The following is a 17,403-nucleotide window of genomic DNA, read 5'->3' as shown; positions in this document are numbered from 1 at the left end:
GTTCAACTCCTTATTTTTTGACATGCTTTATTGTATTAAATAAGACTCTTTTCTGTAAAAGCACTTGTCCATATTTTTTAATAAATAGGCTTGCGTTCTTAACTAATGCTGCTTTTTTATAGCAAATTTGGCAAGTAATAGTGAGGGGGCTATCATTAAGGAATGTTCTTTATTTTGATTTATGTCATATGAAAAAGGCGGTACCTAAGGAAGGACCGCCTTTTTTCATTCTCTTAACCTATTAATCTTTTGTTTGACTTTGAAAATACATACCGAAATGATACTTAAAAGAGATAGAAAAATTCCAAATAAGAGAGGTGATTGGTATGTAGTCAACCCAATTATGGCAAAAACGATCAGTGCGATAAGTGCTGCAGTCAGGTTTGATAGCAAGCTATTGTATTTTTCAATTTTGTATTCACATTCTGTATAAATTTCGGGAGAAGTATCTTCTGTTGCCAGAGTTCGGAAATAATGCCAATCTCCGTAACGAGTCACATACTCCCAACCAGCGTCTTGGAAAATCATCTTATATTCATCCAAATCATCATCTTTATTCGCTTTGTAATCAAGCTTATAAATATAGTTATCAGGCTCAGCCTTATCAAACGTATAAAGATACTTGTAAGACCTTAAGGCCCAGCCTTCTTTGGCCATCTGATTTAGCCATACTTCCTCATTGCTATCCTGCCAAGCCCAGAAGATTTTAAATACTTTTTTAGTGGTCATAGGTTTTCCTCCACCTCAATGCTCTCGACCAAGTTTCGACTTACTTCCACTAAGGTTTGTAATCGATCCCATTCTAGCTTCACGACTTGCTTGCCAAGTTCGGTGAGGATATAACATTTCCTTCGTTCTTCGTCTTCCTCAGTTTTTATAATAAGTTTTTCTTTTTCTAATTTACTTAGAGCTCCGTATAACGTCCCTGGACCTAATTTAACATCACCATTGCTCATTTCTTCAACTTTCTGCATGATGCCATATCCATGAAGCGGTGTTACGAGAGAAATTAATATGTAATACGTTGTATGCGTAAGTGGTAAGTACTGAGTTGGTGAGGTTTTTTTCATTCTGTTACCTCCAATAATCTACTTCAAGATTTTATTATAGCAGAATGTGCATCATTCGGCATATTCCCTTGTATGGTAATCGTTCCAAAGAAATATAAGGTTCGAAGGATAAAAAATTATAGAAATAAAAGGAAAAAAGGGGTTGCAATATATCGGAGGTCGATGTATTATATCGATGTACGATACATCCTGTGTCGATATAACGACCGGTGATACAGCGATGAACGTAATAGGAAATGGCGATATAAGGGGTGGCAAGTCATAAGTAAAATAGCACATCAGTTTCTTCCTCTTACTTATTCAACCTTTTATATCCTAATATCCCTCCTTGAACCTCGCCATGGTTATGGAATTATGCAAAAGGTTGAGGAACTAAGCAAAGGGGAGACAAAGCTTGGAGCGGGTACTATATATGGAGCTCTAAGTAAGTTAGAAAAACAAAACCTCATTAAAAAAGAAGGTAAAGAGGATTCTGAAAGAAGGAAAAGCTACATACTTACTAGTCTCGGAAAAGAAGTAGTAATGTTGGAGTTTGCAAGACTAGAACAACTTGTTCGTAACGGAAAAGAGTATATAGATGAGTTAAACCAAAGTAGATAATGAAGGAGAGAAGAACCATGAAAGAAAATGAGCTATTAATTAATGGTGGCATGGCACATAGTAATGCAGTGTCATTTTATGGGAAAAATTATCAATCAAAAGCAACAAGAGATAAAAATGGAGAGATTACTGTTGAAATAAAAAAACAAAAACCACTACCAGGTTGGGTACACAGTGGGCTTCAAATTCCATTGCTGCGTGGTTTTGCAGATACCATTTTTGCCTTCTATATGACATGGTGGATAGGCTTGTTTTTCTTAATTGCACCGTTTGTGATGGTCTATCGCATGCCCATCGTCATCGAAACAATCACTACAGAAGCCAAAAATGACTCATTTCTCTCTGGGATGATAGTAGGGTTAGCAATGGTCATTATCATGCTTAAGGTAACTGCTAAAGGGAAATATCATGCGGCAGAGCACGTGCTACATAATTTATATTTACAAAATCGTTCACTTACAATCGAAGAAGGAAAGAAAACAACTAGAATACATGAGTGGTGTGGATCGAGCTGCACCATCTTGCTCATCATATATGCCATCATCATGGCGTACATCCCCATGCCAATGTGGCTGAAGATATTCATTTGGTTCCCGTTTTATGGTGAAGTGATCATGAGTCAAAACAAATATGTTCGAAGCGTAGTCATGCCATTTAAGTGGGCCGGTTATGCCTTTCAGTTATTAACAACCTCAAAACCGAAGGAAGAACATTTAGAAGTTTCGCGCCAAGCTTTTCAAAGCCTACTAGAAAAAGAGGAAGCTTTGCTAAAAGCAAACAAAACTGCCTAATGAATGTGAAAGGAGAAATAAAGAAATGAAACATCATTTATATAGTAGAATATGTCTTGCATTCGCATTGCTTATAACGGTCTATAATTATTTTATTAGTGACAAACCAGTAGAAACTTATGAAACTGGTACGATTTTAATTCTACTTGTAGCTGCGAATATATTATCAATGATGAAGAGGAAAGAAGCTTAATACAGAAGGACAAGGGGGACACTCCACTCTTGTCCTATTTTTTTGCCTTTTTTCAAATTGGCTGTTTATTGTGGAAGTGTAAGAGGAAATCAAATATTGAATGGATTATACTAGCGGCACGTACATGAGTAATGTATTCAAAGATAAAAAAATACATGCTTTCCTTCTTTTCTAGTGTATAGTTAAAATATGGCATATTCATGCTAGAAACATTAGGGCTGTTTTAACGATATTAGAGGAGGAAATGTAGTGAGAAAAATTATTTTATCTACTGAGAGTGGTGCCGATTTACCAGAAGATTTAGCTAGCAAATATGCTGTTCAAGTAGTCCCGATGCATGTCATCATGGATGGCAAGGATTATTTAGATGGTGTTTTACCAGTTGAAGAGATTTATGATTACTATGGGCGTACCAAAAAGATCCCCTCTACAGCAGCCACAAATGTTCATGAGTATCAAGAGCTTTTTACCAAGATAAGAGCAGATTACCCTGATTCAATAATTATACATATAGGTTATACATCAAAGGCATCGTCTTCCTTTCAAAACGCAAACATTGCAGCGGAAGAATTAGAAGATATTTTCTTAATCGACGCTTTGAACGTTACAGGTGGCTTAGCAGCTATCGTATTGTATGCTGCTACTGTGTTAGAGAAAGAACCTACGATTGAGCCTGAGCGCTTAGTCGAAAAGATAGAAGCAGTGGTACCTAAATCAAGGCTCGCTTTTACGCCTGGTAGCTTAGATTTTTTAAGAGCGGGTGGAAGGGTAAGCAATATGGCTTACCTCGGAGGAGCTTTGTTAAAAATAAAGCCTTGTATTGAATTGAAGGATGGAAAGCTTGTCTCTACAAAAAAATATCGCGGGAAAATGATGGGGGTTTCTGAAAAACTCTTTCAAGAATATTTAACGGAATACAACATTGATCGAGAACAGCTCTACTTTATCTATTCCATTGGACTTGAAGATAGCATTAAGCAGCGGATGGATGAACTCGCTAAAGAAGCTGGATTCCAACATGTAAGGTGGATTCAAGCAGGAGCCATGATTTCGACTCATTCTGGACCTGGGGGATTCGGGATAGCAGGATTAGAAGCTTAGGGAGGGTGACTTTGTCTAACATTCTAATGGGACAATAATCCCTTAGTGCCATTGAATAGATTTAGAGAAAGAGGCTTGGACATATGATAAACCCGAATTATTAGGAAATATTTTAATGAATATTTCGCCTAATAGTTCGGGTATTTATTTTCTTCAATAGATTTGTTGATCCTGCACAACATTATTAATAACTAGGAGCGGAGAACACTCGACTCCTGCAGGAAGTAGAGGAAAGGCTGAGACACCACAGGCGTGCCGAGGAGGCTCAGCTTCCTCCCCGCGGAAAGCGAGTGGCTGCAGCGCAATGGGACGAACTTGTTCTTCCAACTTAACTTATTGATAAGTAACAAAGTGTTTTTTACTTTAATACAATACCGGAAACCCTTGAGCTTTACGATTTGATTTGTTTTAATAGGCATGTGACAAATAAATAGGTTAAGAATTTCTATGGATAAATAGAGGGGTCTGAAGTAAATGGTGAATACAAAGATTCAAATGAGAACGGAAAAAGATTTTTTAGGAGAGAAGGAAGTTCCTGCCGGTGCATATTATGGAATTCAAACACTTCGAGCAGTTGAAAACTTTCCGATTACAGGGTATCGAATTCACGAAGAACTTATAAAGGCTATGGCTGTTGTGAAAAAAGCAGCTGCCCTTGCGAATATGGACATTAAACATCTTTACTCCGGAATCGGGGAAAACATTGTTAAAGCGGCAGATGAGTTAATAGAAGGAAAGTTGCATGACCAAATTATTGTGGATCCTATCCAAGGTGGAGCAGGAACTTCCATTAATATGAATATAAATGAAGTCATTGCCAACCGTGCAATTGAGTTGCTTGGTCAAGAAAAAGGAGACTACTTCCATTGTAGTCCAAATATTCATGTTAATATGGCACAATCTACGAATGATGCTTTCCCAACGGCAATGCATATTGCAGCGTTAAATCTGTTAGAAAAATTATTGGTCTCAATGGAAGAAATGCACGCAGTATTTCAACAAAAGGCAGATCAATTTAATCATATTATTAAAATGGGACGCACTCACCTACAGGATGCTGTTCCTATTCGTCTAGGACAGGAATTTGAAGCCTATAGCCGTGTGATTGAACGTGATATAAAACGAATTAAACATTCAAGGCAGCATTTATATGAAGTTAACATGGGAGCAACAGCTGTTGGAACCGGGTTAAATGCAGACCCTCGTTATATTGAATTAGTAGTAAAATATTTAAAAGACATCAGTGGACTTCCGTTAACCGGAGCTGAGCACCTTGTGGATGCGACGCAAAACACAGATGCTTATACAGAAGTATCAGGAACGTTAAAAGTATGTATGTTGAACATGTCAAAAATCGCTAATGACTTAAGGTTAATGGCATCAGGACCAAGGGCAGGTTTGGGAGAAATCTCGTTACCTGCAAGGCAACCAGGTTCTTCCATCATGCCTGGAAAAGTAAATCCGGTTTTACCAGAACTCATTAATCAGGTAGCCTTCCAAGTAGTTGGAAATGACCAAACGATTTGCCTTGCATCTGAAGCTGGTCAGTTTGAATTAAATGTCATGGAACCGGTCTTAATTTTTAACCTTCTTCAATCGATTAGTATCATGAACAATGCTTTCCGTACGTTTACAGAACATTGCTTAAAAGGAATCACAGCAAATGAAGAGCGCCTTAAAGAGTACGTGGAAAAGAGTGTAGGAGTGATTACAGCTGTAAACCCACATATTGGATACAATGTAGCGTCACAGATTGCAACAGAGGCCATTATAAAAGGTGTACCAGTTAGAGAACTCTGCTTAAGATACGATGTTCTGACAGAAGAAGAACTGAATCTGATCCTGGACCCATATGAGATGACGAAGCCAGGGATAGCGGGGGCTTCTTTACTGGAGAGAGATTAATAACTGTTTGTTATTCCTATAAAATAGGTACTATTTCATGCGAATAGTGCCTTTTTTATATTTCAAATATTGCTAAATATAGAGAATAGCTAAATAATTATTGTAGCAACTAACAACAACGAAGGTTGAATAAACTCGGTTTTTAACAGCTGGACAATAACCACAAATTTTATAAGGAGTTAAAAGATGAACGAACTACAAGTATTCAGTGAATTACATAAGTTTTTAGCAGGCTTAGGACCAATGGAAATTAACCTTGCACCGAAAAGCCTTACGTTAGGATATAGTCCAAGAAGCTTTAGAGGAAAAGCACCTAAATTTGCTACTTTATATGGGGAGAAGCGTTACAACTGTTTGATCCTTCACGTTGATCCAGGTAATAAGGAATCTACTAAAGGAAAAATAGTACAAAAAGAAATCCAACAACTATTACATTTTAATATTATAGAAATGAGAAACTTTTCCTTAAAAAACCATGAAGTCTATATTCCATTTGAAGTTATTGATTCTAAAAATAGGTTGGAACTAGTAAAGGAATTTGTTCGAGTGCAGTATAATGATGTAATTAGATAAGGGAAAGTATGCTAATAGGGGGGGAACAATCTGTTAATCGCCGAAATGAAGGGGAAGGTCCCTTCAAAACTTCGAAACTCTGAGGATGTATTAACGTCATCTGTCATTGGCACGTTTCAATATCTTTCATCCTCTGTCTATATTCAATCTGTTTTAGAGTCGAGCATAAATGTGGAAGGGGAGCCATTATTGTTTGATTCTACCATCATAGAGTGTTCATATGAGTTTTGGCCAAGGCTCGATAACTCTGAACCCGATGTACTTTTACGTTTGATAGATGAGAACCATCAGCAGTATCTTGTATGTATTGAAGCAAAATATTGGTCCGATAAATCGAGCGATGAAGATACCACAACTGAAGTAGAAGAAAGACAAACCTGGCAACGGGACCAGCTAGCTAGGGAAATTGAGGATATGCATAAGGAATTATGCCACATACTTATGGAGATTCACCAAGACAAACTAATGGGGACGGTTTTGGTCTACCTAACCAATGATACCTATCTGCACTTTAAAGAATTAAAAGAAAGTGTTGAACATGTTCGAGGCATAGATTTCCCCATAAATCAGCTTTATTGGCTATCGTGGAAACAAATCTATAACGTTATACATACCCTTAAAGATTTCAAAACCAAGCAGGATGAAATGTTACTTTCAGATCTAAAACGACTATTAAGGAAAAAAGGGTTAGTCAGTTTCAATGGATTTCATCATCATATGAAGTTTGTTTATCCCTATGAGACGAAGTATCAATCTGAACGAACGGAAAAGGACCTTCAATGGAGCGAACTGAAGGAAGTTAATAAAATGGGCTGGAGTTATGGGGGGAACTAAATGGATCAGCATACGAATATTATTCACTCGGTAAATAATGTAAGAAATCTTATCAATAACTCAATTCTGATTTTAAGAGACTTAGATACTCTTCTATCAAAGCATCGGTTTCAACCTTTAAATGGGAATGCTTTAGGCTCAGAATCGAGTAAAAGTATCGATCAATCCATGTCCTGGTACAGAACATTCTTACCACAATATATGGCAAGGCAATATGCACTTGAGAGTGAGATTGAAGAGCGGAAAGTAAGAAAAATTTTATTTACAAACATTCAACTCTTCCATGGTCATTATGATGAAATTCCTCCAGTCTTGATTAATAGTGTGATCACACTTCCTCATACCGCAAAGAATTTGAAAAATGACATTCAAAACTGGTGGCTAAAAAACACAGTCTACGAAGATGTGAAGTGGGAGAATGTAAAGAAGTATGGAGAAATAAATGAGCATATTGAAGAAGAAGGATATACAACGACTTTCTGGTGCCATGATCTCTTATCTTTCAGTGGCCAAAAAGATTTAAGTGTTGAGGTAGAAAAGTACCTGGAAGTGTACAATAAGGTAAAAATATAAGTTCAGCTATTAGTTGTAATAGAATAATATCAAGATTTAAGTGCCTGACCGTGATTAGGCACTTTTTCCTTTTATACCAGCCACCATGCTTATCGCATGTTCTATAGTGTCAAAATCTACTAGGCTAAAATAGTTTTATAATACAGGCTTGTCCTTTATACTAGGTTAGTTGAACGTTATCAATACATTTACTATAAATAATTTGCATAAAAGGGAGGACTACTCATTGATGAATAGAGGAGAAACAATGGTTGCCGAAATTAGACAACTAGATGAAAAAGGTTCAGGCTTGGCTGAGGTTTGGCGTGAAAATGAACTAGGAAACTTAAGAAAGCTAAAACTTATCATTCCTCAAACTTTACCTGGTGAAAAGGTAAGAGTAACAGTTGACAATCCTGAGCGAAAAAAAAGAAAGGCAATGCCAGATGAAATTTTGGAGAACCATCCAGAGAGATTAGCATCGCAATGTCCACACTTTGAGAGATGTGGTGGATGTGTATGGCAGCATTGGCAATATGAAGGGCAGTTAAAACATAAGACAGACTATGTGAAAAAAGCCGTTTCTTCTCAAGGGTTTGATCCTAATCTTGTATTAGACACCATCGGGATGGACAACCCTTGGCATTACCGCAATAAAATGGAGTTTACATTCTCTCCAGACGGTGCCCTTGGTCTGCATGAGCAAGGAAATTTTAGAGAAATCATCTCTCTGGAGACTTGCTTAATTGCAAGCAAGGACATGGTTGCTGCTACTATGGAAGTAGCGGAGTGGGCAAAAAGCCACCAATTACCGGGGTATAACAAGGATTTGCATGAAGGAATCCTTCGACATTTAATGGTTAGACAATCCTTTGCTACAGGGGAAATAATGCTAGCTCTTTTTGCAACGGAGGCGCCTGATGTTCACTTAAGAGAGGCTGCTGATGATTTAGTAAAGCGGATTAGCGAAAAATTCCCTCAAGTTAAAAGCTTAATGTGGCTTGAAAACACGCAATGGGCGGACCGCACTCAATCGGAAAAAAGCCATATTTTAGCTGGACGTGATTTTATATACGATGAAATGGATGGGTACCGTTTCCGTCTTTGGTTCGATACGTTTTTCCAAACGAATCCAACACAAGCACAGAAGCTGGTAGACATAGCCATTGAAATGGCGCAGCCTAAGAAGACAGAGAAAATGATTGATCTTTTCTGTGGGGTTGGGACATTTTCACTTCCATTTGCAAACCAAGTAGGGGAACTAGTAGGGATTGAAATTGTTGAGACATCGATTGAATCTGCCAAACGAAATGCTGCGGATAATGGGATTCACAACACTGGTTTTTTAGCAAAGGATGCTAGAAAAGGAATTGATCAAGTGTTGGAGACGTTTGGAAGCCCAGAATTGTTACTTCTTGACCCTCCACGTTCCGGTGCAGGTGGGAAAGTAATGAGAAGAATTGGGCGTGCCAAACCTGAAAGAATTGTTTATGTATCATGTAATCCAGTTACATTTGCTGAGGATATTAAACAACTTGAGGAATTCGGTTATACATTAGAAGTCGTCCAACCAGTTGATTTATTCCCACATACTGTTCATGTTGAAGCCGTTGCAAGGCTTACTTTAACCAAGTAATCAGCTGTTAAGTAAAAGAACCGAAAAAACGAGTCTTTACTTAGAAGAAGGGAAATTGTGAAGTGTTGTCCGTATCTTACATTCAAGGTGAAAGCGACTCAACGCTCTTTACTTATGGAGAAGAAACTATCATAATATAATATGTAAATTACAGTATTTACCTAGTTTTAAAACTGCTAGAACAAGGATTAAAATACTGTATAATTTACGTATGGTAGATATATAAATTAAAGGGGTTATCTTGATGTATTCTGGGGGCTATACGATTACAAAAAAGAAGAAAACAGATTGGAACCAAATGCTTATTCCGTCTGCCATTATTCTAATTTTAGGGTCTGTTTTTATTGCGTTATTTTTACTGGTACCCGTTCAAGAAATACTGTATAAACCCGAAGGCTATTGGGTGTTTGAGCCGCCTAAAGTAGCGTACGGTGCTTTTATAGCTTCTCTTTTGTTAATTGCTGCTTTACTTATCATCTATGCCATCTTAATTAGCAAAGAAAAAAATGGAAAACTTACGAAAGTGATTATGTCGCTAGCATTTGCAGCTGCCATTGCAATCGGTATTCTAAGTTTTGGTCAATACCATTATGTCGATAAAGAGGGAATCCACTTTAATCCTCTTTTTGGTTTTCAAGAAAGACATTATGCGTGGTCTGATATTGAGGGTGTAAAAGAAAGGTTCAAGGTAAAAAGAGGTGTCATGACAAGTGGTCAAATGGAATTCACCTTTAAGGATGGCGAAGAGTATACGATCCTTATCAATGAAAATGTACGTAAAGCGAAAATTGCCATGTTATTTGAATTAAAAAAGCAAGATATAGTTGTAGAACGGATTGTTCCCGAGGAATAATAAAAGCTGAAATGCCATCGTGCATTTCAGCTTTTGTTTTATGATTCTAGTTAGCCAGAATCAATCGCCCCTTTCCGTGAGGGACACATACTGGAGTTCCAAAGATAGGATCGCAGGAAATATTGCACTTCATCTGAAACACATCACTTACTAACTCACATGTAATAATATCTTCTGGTTTTCCTTGGGCATAGATTCTTTTATCTTTTACAGCCACGATATGATGAGCATATCGAGCAGCAAGATTTAAGTCATGCAAAACCATGACAATGGTATGTCCTTTTTGTTCGTTTAAGTCAAATAACAGATCGAGAATCTCAATCTGATGGGTCATATCTAAATAGGTGGTAGGTTCATCTAACAATATAATGTCTGTGTCTTGTGCCAGGGTTAAAGAAATCCATGCGCGTTGGCGTTGGCCACCAGATAATGAATCAACTGCTCGGTCCTTTAAATGAAGCATATTGGTCGATTCGAGTGCACGATTCACTGCTTCTTCATCTTTTTTAGACCAGTTCTTAATAAATGAACGGTGTGGATGTCTACCTTGTTTCACAAGTTCGTATACGGTCAATCCTTCCGGTGAAACAGGGCTTTGTGGTAAGATTGCTAGCTTTTTAGCAATATCTTTTGTCTTCATCTTGTTCATTTCTACCCCGTCTAACAAAACGGTACCACCTTTGGGCTTGAGTAACCTAGCTAAAGACCTTAATAGCGTAGACTTCCCGCAACCATTTCCACCAATAAAAACCGTAATTTCCCCTTTAGGAATTTCTATATCTAAATTATCTATAATAATGGTTTCTCCATAACCTAATGTTAAATTCTTAGCTGATAATGAGTTCATTGAAATCTCTCCTGTTGTAATACATGTATTACCATGATGAATACCTTCATTTTAGGTGCAGAAAGGGTGGTAGTCAATGATAGCTATTATCAGTTACTAAAATAGACACATTTCAAATCCATATTTTTCATATAAAAAAGCTATCCATTTGAATGGACAGCATTTTTTAAACATTATTTAGTTAATACTTCTAATACATCCTCAATGGTTTTTTGAGATGCGATTAATCCTTTATTTGTCCAGTTACTTGGATCATTTAGGATATGGACATTTCCGTTTTTAGCAGCAGGCGTGCTTTGCCATACTGCACTATTTTCTAAAGTAGTGATCCCTTGTTCACCTTCTAAAGCTAACAAGATGACATGATCAGCATCAAGCTCAGAAAGCTTTTCAACTGAAAGTGGATTCCATGCTGCAGCATCAGCTGGCCCGATTTCTTGGATAAGTGTTGGTTGCTTAATTCCTAGTTCAGAGTAAAGAACCTCTGCACTATGACGATTTTGTTCAAATACGTAGAATTGATCTCCTGCAGCCCAGATAACTGCAACCGTTTGATCTCCAACTGCTTCTGTTAATTGGTCACGAGCAGATGAAACTTTTTCTTCATAGTCACTTAATAGCTTTGTAGCTTCATCTTCTTTCCCAAGAATCTTTCCGAATGTTTCGATTTGCTTTCTCCAATCAGCTACTGTTTCTTCTGTCATTAAATAGGTAGGAGCAATCTTGTTATAATCTTCATACGTGCCTTCATAGCTATCCATATTATTTTGTAAAATAATTAATTCAGGTTCATGACTTAATACTTGCTCAACAGGAATATTCCATTCGATTAAAGGAACATCTTTTAAATCATCTTGTAGGTACTGTTGAACAGTTTGTCCAATTGCCCATTGAGCAACAGGAGTAACACCAAGTGCCACTAAAGCATCCTCGTGGTAAGGAGCTAGAATTTTTTCAGCATTTGCAGGAATCGTGACCTCACCCATAGCAGAATCAAGAGTGATTTCTGTCGTTTCACTTTCAGGTTGATCGTCCGTTTTAGGTTCTGGTGATGCATTATCATTTCCGCAACCAGAAATAATAAGTACCAATCCAATCATCACAATAGTAAAAATTCGACGAAGGTTCATAGTTGTTTTCAAAATCATTTCTCCTTTTGTGGTATAATTTCTTCGTTAATGATAATCATTCCCATATGGAGAGTCAATTATAAATTGAAAGTTTTTATGACAACTTAAAGAACTAGCAAAATAGGGGAGAGCAATGCGAGAATTTATCCATCATTCGAATACATCAAAAATCGTTATTAATATTTTCGTCATTTTTTTATTGTTTATTTCAATAGGTTTATCTGTTTCTTATGGGGCAACGAATATTGATCTTGGCACAGTATGGCAAGCAGTATTTCAATTTAATCCAGAAGTTACTGCGCATCAGGTGATTCAAGAACTACGTCTGCCTCGAGCCTTTTCAGCGGCACTAGTGGGTGCCTTTTTAGCCGTTTCAGGTGCTATCATGCAAGGGATGACTCGTAATCCATTAGCATCACCATCGATTATGGGAGTCACAGATGGAGCGGCCTTTGCACTTGTATTGATGCTTGCCTTTTACCCTAGTGTCTCAAATCTGGGCCTAATCAGTTCGTCATTTGTGGGGGCAGGGATAGCGGTTGGACTTATTTTTATGATAGGTTCCTTATCTTCAAGTGGATTAACTCCTGTGAAGCTTGCTCTAGCAGGTGTAGCGATTGGGACGATGCTGCGGTCAATCTCTTCCATTTTATCTTTACATTTTAATTTGGAAAAAGAGATGGGATTTTGGCTTGCAGGAGGGCTAGATGGGACCAACTGGACATCCGTTTCCATTCTATTGATTTCAGGAGGGATTGGTCTATTTGTAGCCATATCCGTTTCTAAATCGATTACCTTGCTCAGCCTAGGTGAAGATGTTGCAACAGGGCTGGGGCAAAATAATATGTTAGTAAAGTTTTTCGGAATTATTTCCATTCTTATTCTTACAGGAGCTGCCGTATCGGTAGCAGGGGCTGTAGGGTTTGTTGGACTCATCGTCCCGCATATTGTTAGATTCATTGTCGGAACAGATTATCGTTGGATTGTTCCAACTTCTATCACTTTTGGGGCATTGTTGCTTGTGTTATCAGATGTGGTATCGAGACTCGTGAATGCTCCTTTTGAAACACCAGTGGGAGCGATTACTTCCCTAATAGGAGTACCTTTCTTCCTTTACTTAGCTCGTGGAAGTGGAGGTGGAAAATGATGAAGAAGCCTGTTGCTAAAAAGAGTAAGTTTCTTGTTAGTCTCCTTATTCTGATCATGTTGATTCTAATCATGTTTTTTGTAAGTTTGAGCACAGGGGTCATTCAGATAGCTCCAATGGATGTTATTAAGACATTAATGAATAATGGAACAGATCGGCAGGAGCTTGTCCTATTTGATTTTCGCTTACCAGGAATTTTGTTAGCCCTACTAATTGGAGCAGGACTAGCAGTATCGGGTGTCATCTTACAAGGAATCACTCAAAATGAACTTGCGGATCCTGGGATTCTTGGTATTAACACAGGTGCTGGTCTTGCTGTTGTCTTATTCCTATACTTTTTCAAAGGTCAATTAGATGTTACGAGCCCTTTGTCTACTTTTATCATGCCAATCGCGGCTCTTGTAGGAGCCATTGTTGCGGCACTTATCATCTATGCACTCGCATGGAAAAAAGGGGTGAACCCGATTAGGTTAGTTCTGGTTGGGATAGGGGTCAATGCAGGGTTTGCTGCGATTTTAACGATCTTCCAATTAAAAATGGATCCACAAAACTTTAGACAAGCTACGGTTTGGTTAAGTGGTGATATATGGAATGCAAACTGGAATTTTGTGTTTGCCTTATTGCCTTGGATATTGATATTAATCCCCATTGCTCTTCAAAAAGCACATTCCTTAAATGTGCTAAACCTAGGGGATGACGTAGCTTCTGGTCTAGGTACAAGTGTCGAATCTGAAAGAAGGTTATTATTGCTCATTGCTGTTGCCCTTGCAGGTGCTTCCGTTGCAGCAGGTGGAGCGATTGCTTTTTTAGGACTTGTTGTCCCGCATATTGCTAGAAAGATATTGGGACCTGTGCATCAATATATTATTCCAATCTCAGCACTGATAGGGGCTTTGTTGCTAATGGTTTCAGATACGATAGGGAAGAACTTGTTAGCACCAACTGAAATTCCTGTCGGGATCATCGTCTCGATTTTAAGTGCACCTTACTTCGTGTATTTGCTGATCAGGACTAAATAAGAAAGGAACTTTCCTACATGAATGTTCAATCTGTTGTTGCTAATGTTCCGGATTACAAAGCTTTTCTTACGGTAGATGAAATGGATGAAAGTTGTAGGAGGCTAGCCAAAGAGTTTCCAGATATCGTTACCGTTTTCGAGGCTGGAGAATCACGTGAAGGACACCCAATCCTTTGTATGAAAATTGGGAACGGCCCTAAGAATGCATTATGTTTTGCCTGTCCACACCCAAATGAACTGATTGGAGCCATAACACTAGAGTACCTATCTTGTGTTAGCTAAAAATAATGAAAACCTGAGTCCATTAAATGATGTACTCAGGTTTTTTTAATAAGTTAAAGTGAGAAATTCTTAGCTTTCTGATGCAATCATAGTTTTGGCATGAAGAATAAATTCCGCTGCCCCCGGAGAAATTGTCTGTAGGTCTTTTACCACAAAGCCAATTTTGCGTCTTTCGATAGGCTTTAAAGGAATAGTTTTCACCCCAGCTATCTCATTAGGGATGGCAAGCTCAGGGAGTATGGTTAAAGCAATTCCTTCTCGAACCATAGCCATAATCGTGGAGGTGTCTTGTATTTCATATCTAATCGTTGGAGTTAACTCACTCTTTTTAAACACTTCCTTAATTAGTTGATCGCAATCACCTTTAGGCAGTATAAAACAGCTTTCGTGAATTTGACTGACTGTAAGATTCTCTTCGGTTGCTAATGGAAGGGTATCTTTTAAAAGAATCATAAGTTGGTCCTCTAGAACCGGGATTTGCCCCATATTATTCTCTCTCTCTAATATGGTGAAGCCTAAATCAATATCATCATTTTCAAGAAGACTAGTTACGTCCTCATATGTACCTTCAAAAATGACTAGATCGATATCTGGGTAAACCTTCTTAAATGTCGGAATTATTTTTGGTATTAACTTCGTAAACACACTAGGTGTAACCCCAATTTTTAAAGCTCCTACATTTAATCCGTTGTACGATGAGGCTTCCTGATACATCGTTTCTTTGATTCTGTATATCTCTTTCACATGTTTTAACATTCTTTCGCCAATTGTAGTTAGTGTAATTCCAGAACGACTGCGATTTAAGAGTTTTACATTTAATTCTTTTTCAAGACTACTAATCATTTGGGAAACAGCGGATTGAGTATAGCCTAGTTGTTTACTAGCTTGTGTAAAACTTTTTACCTCAGCTACTACCATGAAAACCTCGAATTGTAATAGAGTCACATTCAACTCTCCTTTTATTAGTAAAAACTAATGATTGAATTAGAATTATTAATTTCACTTATGTAGAAATTCATTTTATACTAATAATAACAAATTAAATCAGAAAATGATGGAGGAAATGATGTTAAAAACGTGGGAAAGCATTTGTGAAGATTTTATTGAGGCGACATCGTATGGATATGGAGACTTAGAAGAAGGGTGGCATCTTAAAGCTGACCTTTCAAAGAAACCACCAACTTACATGAAATTTAAAGATGCACCAGTACAAATACAACTTGAGAAACCTGAATTTAGTGAGGTTCCATCCTTATGGGACGTCTTACAAAATAGGAGATCTAAGCGAAATTTTATCGACAAGCCCATTACCCTCAATCAATTAAACTTAATACTGTGGGGAACACAAGGAATTACTGCAGATTTAGGTGATTATCAAGTGCGAACAACACCCTCAGCAGGTGCTCTTTATCCAATTGAAACGTTTATGCTCATAAATAATGTAGAAGGGCTGGAGAAGGGGCTTTATCATCTAAACGTGCAAGACTGGATTCTGGAAGGAATTAAACTTGGCGACTTTTCTGACTTTGCTTTTGACGTGACAGAACAGCAGGAAATGACTAAAAAGGCTGCAGTAAATTTTGTCTGGACAGCAGTCATAGACCGTACCTTGTTTAAATATAAGGAAAGAACCTACCGCTATATTTGGTGGGATGTAGGGCATGTTTCGCAAAATTTTCATCTTGTAGCGAATGCGTTAAAGCTGGGGTCCTGCACAATGGGGCATTGGTATGATAAAGAGATGAATAAGTTTCTAGGAATCGATGGCAGGAAGCACTTATCTGTTTTAATGGCGTCTGTTGGTCAAGTAGAAGGGAAGGATTGGCTACACGATCGAAGACCACCAAAAATTTAAAGAACCATATAAGACTCATCCGTACATAGGGTGAGTCTAGTCGTTTTTTGGAGACATGGTTAATTCATAGTTAATGGCATGAATATTAAAATTAATTAGGTCCTAATATACTTTTTTTCTATTTTTTTAACTTTGATGATTATCCATCTTAAAGTAACGCCACCTAAAATGTAAATAGGGAAGGAATACATGTATTTCCAGTGATAGATCTCGTATATACCTAACCAAGCAGTTATTGGTTCTAATATAAATGCAAAAATAAAAGAGCTAATAGTTAAAGCAATGAAGTAAGATTTCCATGTATTGAAATATTGATAAATAATCATATAAATAATGGGGATATGGATATTATGGATTTCAAATATTGAACTGGTAAAGGGGCCTAGTCTGTCAGGATAGGACCAGAGAACTAACGAGTCACCTATCATATCTAATAAAAATGTTAATGTACCGACCAAAAGCCCAAATGAAGAAATTTCAATAATTCTTTTCTTGTCTAGAACTTTTATCCATACGATAAAGAAGACAATGGAAGTGATCAAAAGGAACCACCAATTGAAAGTGAATACCGTCTCAGTAATCCAATAGTCTATTAACAGGTTTTTAAGCTTAACCTTTACCTCGATGATTTCATCCCAACTAGGATTAATGGTAAACATGTTTTTTGGTGTGAATTTGTCCAATACCAGCACTCCTAAAAAGTAAAAACTATAAGTATAATGGACTAATTTATCGAGCTTTATACGTAAGCCAAGGGATTGGAAGCAAGTGATAAACGAGAAATTGTATTTACAATATAATGAAATAATGAGATAATATAGAAAATCTTGAAGGGGGAAAGTAAGTTTATGGAACCAACTAATTGCCAATATTAATTTGATTAAAAATTAATAAGTATTTTGTATGGAGTATCAAAACACCTATAGACATAGGTTTATTTGTTATGCTCTTTATGGAATCGTGGCGAATTAGAAGGAAACTTACTTTACTAATATCAAGATTATAATTTATTTCGT

The 17,403-nt window shown here is 37.4% G+C and carries 20 protein-coding genes; 14 read left to right on the top strand and 6 right to left on the bottom strand.

Annotated features, from left to right (window positions below; all coding sequences use genetic code 11):
• Positions 1-225 precede the first annotated feature (225 nt).
• Both ACFYKX_RS09045 and ACFYKX_RS09040 read right to left on the bottom strand, forming a co-directional pair.
• Positions 226-729 (bottom strand): DUF2812 domain-containing protein, encoded by a 504-nt coding sequence (locus ACFYKX_RS09045; RefSeq protein ID WP_389360247.1) that lies wholly within the window; start codon positions 727-729, stop codon positions 226-228.
• Entirely contained in the window at positions 726-1,070 is a 345-nt protein-coding gene (locus tag ACFYKX_RS09040; protein ID WP_389360245.1) for a PadR family transcriptional regulator, read from the bottom strand. Before ACFYKX_RS09040 ends, ACFYKX_RS09045 begins: the two co-directional genes overlap by 4 nt.
• Positions 1,071-1,331: 261 nt before the next feature.
• On the opposite strand from ACFYKX_RS09040, the gene ACFYKX_RS09035 reads away from it, so the two are divergent.
• From ACFYKX_RS09035 to ACFYKX_RS08990, 10 genes are all read left to right on the top strand, one after another.
• Positions 1,332-1,670, top strand: coding sequence for a PadR family transcriptional regulator (locus tag ACFYKX_RS09035; RefSeq protein WP_389360540.1), 339 nt, complete (start codon positions 1,332-1,334; stop codon positions 1,668-1,670).
• Positions 1,671-1,687: 17 nt separating this feature from the next.
• On the top strand, positions 1,688-2,461 hold the full coding sequence (locus ACFYKX_RS09030; protein WP_389360244.1) for a DUF1385 domain-containing protein: 774 nt from the start codon (positions 1,688-1,690) through the stop codon (positions 2,459-2,461).
• Between the two features lie 25 nt (positions 2,462-2,486).
• Complete coding sequence (locus ACFYKX_RS09025) at positions 2,487-2,654, top strand: hypothetical protein (RefSeq protein WP_389360242.1); 168 nt, start codon at positions 2,487-2,489, stop codon at positions 2,652-2,654.
• Positions 2,655-2,903: 249 nt separating this feature from the next.
• On the top strand, positions 2,904-3,755 hold the full coding sequence (locus ACFYKX_RS09020; protein ID WP_389360240.1) for a DegV family protein: 852 nt from the start codon (positions 2,904-2,906) through the stop codon (positions 3,753-3,755).
• A 474-nt stretch (positions 3,756-4,229) separates the two neighbouring features.
• Positions 4,230-5,660, top strand: a complete 1,431-nt coding sequence (gene aspA / locus ACFYKX_RS09015) for an aspartate ammonia-lyase (RefSeq protein WP_389360238.1) — start codon at positions 4,230-4,232, stop codon at positions 5,658-5,660.
• 186 nt (positions 5,661-5,846) lie between these two features.
• Positions 5,847-6,233, top strand: coding sequence for a hypothetical protein (locus ACFYKX_RS09010; RefSeq protein ID WP_389360236.1), 387 nt, complete (start codon positions 5,847-5,849; stop codon positions 6,231-6,233).
• A gap of 189 nt (positions 6,234-6,422) precedes the next feature.
• On the top strand, positions 6,423-7,067 hold the full coding sequence (locus tag ACFYKX_RS09005; RefSeq protein WP_389360234.1) for a hypothetical protein: 645 nt from the start codon (positions 6,423-6,425) through the stop codon (positions 7,065-7,067).
• Positions 7,068-7,640, top strand: coding sequence for a hypothetical protein (locus tag ACFYKX_RS09000; RefSeq protein ID WP_389360232.1), 573 nt, complete (start codon positions 7,068-7,070; stop codon positions 7,638-7,640). It abuts the gene before it with no gap.
• Positions 7,641-7,869: 229 nt separating this feature from the next.
• On the top strand, positions 7,870-9,255 hold the full coding sequence (gene rlmD, locus ACFYKX_RS08995; RefSeq protein ID WP_389360538.1) for a 23S rRNA (uracil(1939)-C(5))-methyltransferase RlmD: 1,386 nt from the start codon (positions 7,870-7,872) through the stop codon (positions 9,253-9,255).
• Between the two features lie 241 nt (positions 9,256-9,496).
• Positions 9,497-10,108 (top strand): hypothetical protein, encoded by a 612-nt coding sequence (locus ACFYKX_RS08990; RefSeq protein WP_389360230.1) that lies wholly within the window; start codon positions 9,497-9,499, stop codon positions 10,106-10,108.
• A gap of 46 nt (positions 10,109-10,154) precedes the next feature.
• On the opposite strand, the gene ACFYKX_RS08985 is transcribed toward ACFYKX_RS08990, so the two are convergent.
• Both ACFYKX_RS08985 and ACFYKX_RS08980 read right to left on the bottom strand, forming a co-directional pair.
• Positions 10,155-10,955, bottom strand: a complete 801-nt coding sequence (locus ACFYKX_RS08985; protein ID WP_389360228.1) for an ABC transporter ATP-binding protein — start codon at positions 10,953-10,955, stop codon at positions 10,155-10,157.
• Between the two features lie 173 nt (positions 10,956-11,128).
• Positions 11,129-12,097 carry an iron-hydroxamate ABC transporter substrate-binding protein gene (locus tag ACFYKX_RS08980; RefSeq protein WP_389360226.1) on the bottom strand — a complete coding sequence of 323 codons (969 nt, stop codon included), beginning with the start codon at positions 12,095-12,097 and terminating at the stop codon, positions 11,129-11,131.
• A gap of 121 nt (positions 12,098-12,218) precedes the next feature.
• Here ACFYKX_RS08980 and ACFYKX_RS08975 point away from each other — a divergent pair, with 121 nt between their 5' ends.
• The 3 genes from ACFYKX_RS08975 to ACFYKX_RS08965 are packed head-to-tail and all read left to right on the top strand — an operon-like array spanning position 12,219 to position 14,532.
• Positions 12,219-13,232, top strand: a complete 1,014-nt coding sequence (locus ACFYKX_RS08975) for a FecCD family ABC transporter permease (RefSeq protein WP_389360224.1) — start codon at positions 12,219-12,221, stop codon at positions 13,230-13,232.
• Positions 13,232-14,251: a FecCD family ABC transporter permease gene (locus tag ACFYKX_RS08970; protein WP_389360536.1), complete on the top strand. Its 1,020-nt coding sequence runs from the start codon at positions 13,232-13,234 to the stop codon at positions 14,249-14,251. The genes ACFYKX_RS08975 and ACFYKX_RS08970 overlap by 1 nt, the downstream gene beginning before the upstream one ends.
• A 17-nt stretch (positions 14,252-14,268) precedes the next feature.
• Positions 14,269-14,532 (top strand): M14 family zinc carboxypeptidase, encoded by a 264-nt coding sequence (locus ACFYKX_RS08965; protein ID WP_389360222.1) that lies wholly within the window; start codon positions 14,269-14,271, stop codon positions 14,530-14,532.
• Between the two features lie 69 nt (positions 14,533-14,601).
• Here the strand turns inward: ACFYKX_RS08965 and ACFYKX_RS08960 are convergent, their stop codons facing one another.
• Entirely contained in the window at positions 14,602-15,477 is an 876-nt protein-coding gene (locus tag ACFYKX_RS08960; RefSeq protein WP_389360220.1) for a LysR family transcriptional regulator, read from the bottom strand.
• A gap of 118 nt (positions 15,478-15,595) precedes the next feature.
• Here ACFYKX_RS08960 and ACFYKX_RS08955 point away from each other — a divergent pair, with 118 nt between their 5' ends.
• Positions 15,596-16,387 carry a SagB/ThcOx family dehydrogenase gene (locus ACFYKX_RS08955; RefSeq protein ID WP_389360219.1) on the top strand — a complete coding sequence of 264 codons (792 nt, stop codon included), beginning with the start codon at positions 15,596-15,598 and terminating at the stop codon, positions 16,385-16,387.
• 95 nt (positions 16,388-16,482) lie between these two features.
• Here the strand turns inward: ACFYKX_RS08955 and ACFYKX_RS08950 are convergent, their stop codons facing one another.
• On the bottom strand, positions 16,483-17,070 hold the full coding sequence (locus ACFYKX_RS08950; protein ID WP_389360218.1) for a CBO0543 family protein: 588 nt from the start codon (positions 17,068-17,070) through the stop codon (positions 16,483-16,485).
• Between the last annotated feature and the right edge of the window lie 333 nt (positions 17,071-17,403).

It is taken from the genome of Cytobacillus spartinae (genome assembly GCF_042865285.1).
GTDB lineage: Bacteria > Bacillota > Bacilli > Bacillales > Cytobacillaceae > Robertmurraya_A > Robertmurraya_A spartinae.
Note: the sequence above shows the minus strand (reverse complement) of the source record. Positions and strands in the feature narration are given on the sequence as shown.

Coding starts and splice junctions, on each gene's coding strand:
- ACFYKX_RS09045 (WP_389360247.1), bottom strand. CDS start 729: ATGACCACTAAAAAAGTATTTAAAATCTTCTGGGCTTGGCAGGATAGC.
- ACFYKX_RS09040 (WP_389360245.1), bottom strand. CDS start 1,070: ATGAAAAAAACCTCACCAACTCAGTACTTACCACTTACGCATACAACG.
- ACFYKX_RS09030 (WP_389360244.1), top strand. CDS start 1,688: ATGAAAGAAAATGAGCTATTAATTAATGGTGGCATGGCACATAGTAAT.
- ACFYKX_RS09025 (WP_389360242.1), top strand. CDS start 2,487: ATGAAACATCATTTATATAGTAGAATATGTCTTGCATTCGCATTGCTT.
- aspA (WP_389360238.1), top strand. CDS start 4,230: ATGGTGAATACAAAGATTCAAATGAGAACGGAAAAAGATTTTTTAGGA.
- ACFYKX_RS09010 (WP_389360236.1), top strand. CDS start 5,847: ATGAACGAACTACAAGTATTCAGTGAATTACATAAGTTTTTAGCAGGC.
- ACFYKX_RS09000 (WP_389360232.1), top strand. CDS start 7,068: ATGGATCAGCATACGAATATTATTCACTCGGTAAATAATGTAAGAAAT.
- rlmD (WP_389360538.1), top strand. CDS start 7,870: ATGAATAGAGGAGAAACAATGGTTGCCGAAATTAGACAACTAGATGAA.
- ACFYKX_RS08985 (WP_389360228.1), bottom strand. CDS start 10,955: ATGAACTCATTATCAGCTAAGAATTTAACATTAGGTTATGGAGAAACC.
- ACFYKX_RS08975 (WP_389360224.1), top strand. CDS start 12,219: ATGCGAGAATTTATCCATCATTCGAATACATCAAAAATCGTTATTAAT.
- ACFYKX_RS08970 (WP_389360536.1), top strand. CDS start 13,232: ATGAAGAAGCCTGTTGCTAAAAAGAGTAAGTTTCTTGTTAGTCTCCTT.
- ACFYKX_RS08965 (WP_389360222.1), top strand. CDS start 14,269: ATGAATGTTCAATCTGTTGTTGCTAATGTTCCGGATTACAAAGCTTTT.
- ACFYKX_RS08955 (WP_389360219.1), top strand. CDS start 15,596: ATGATGTTAAAAACGTGGGAAAGCATTTGTGAAGATTTTATTGAGGCG.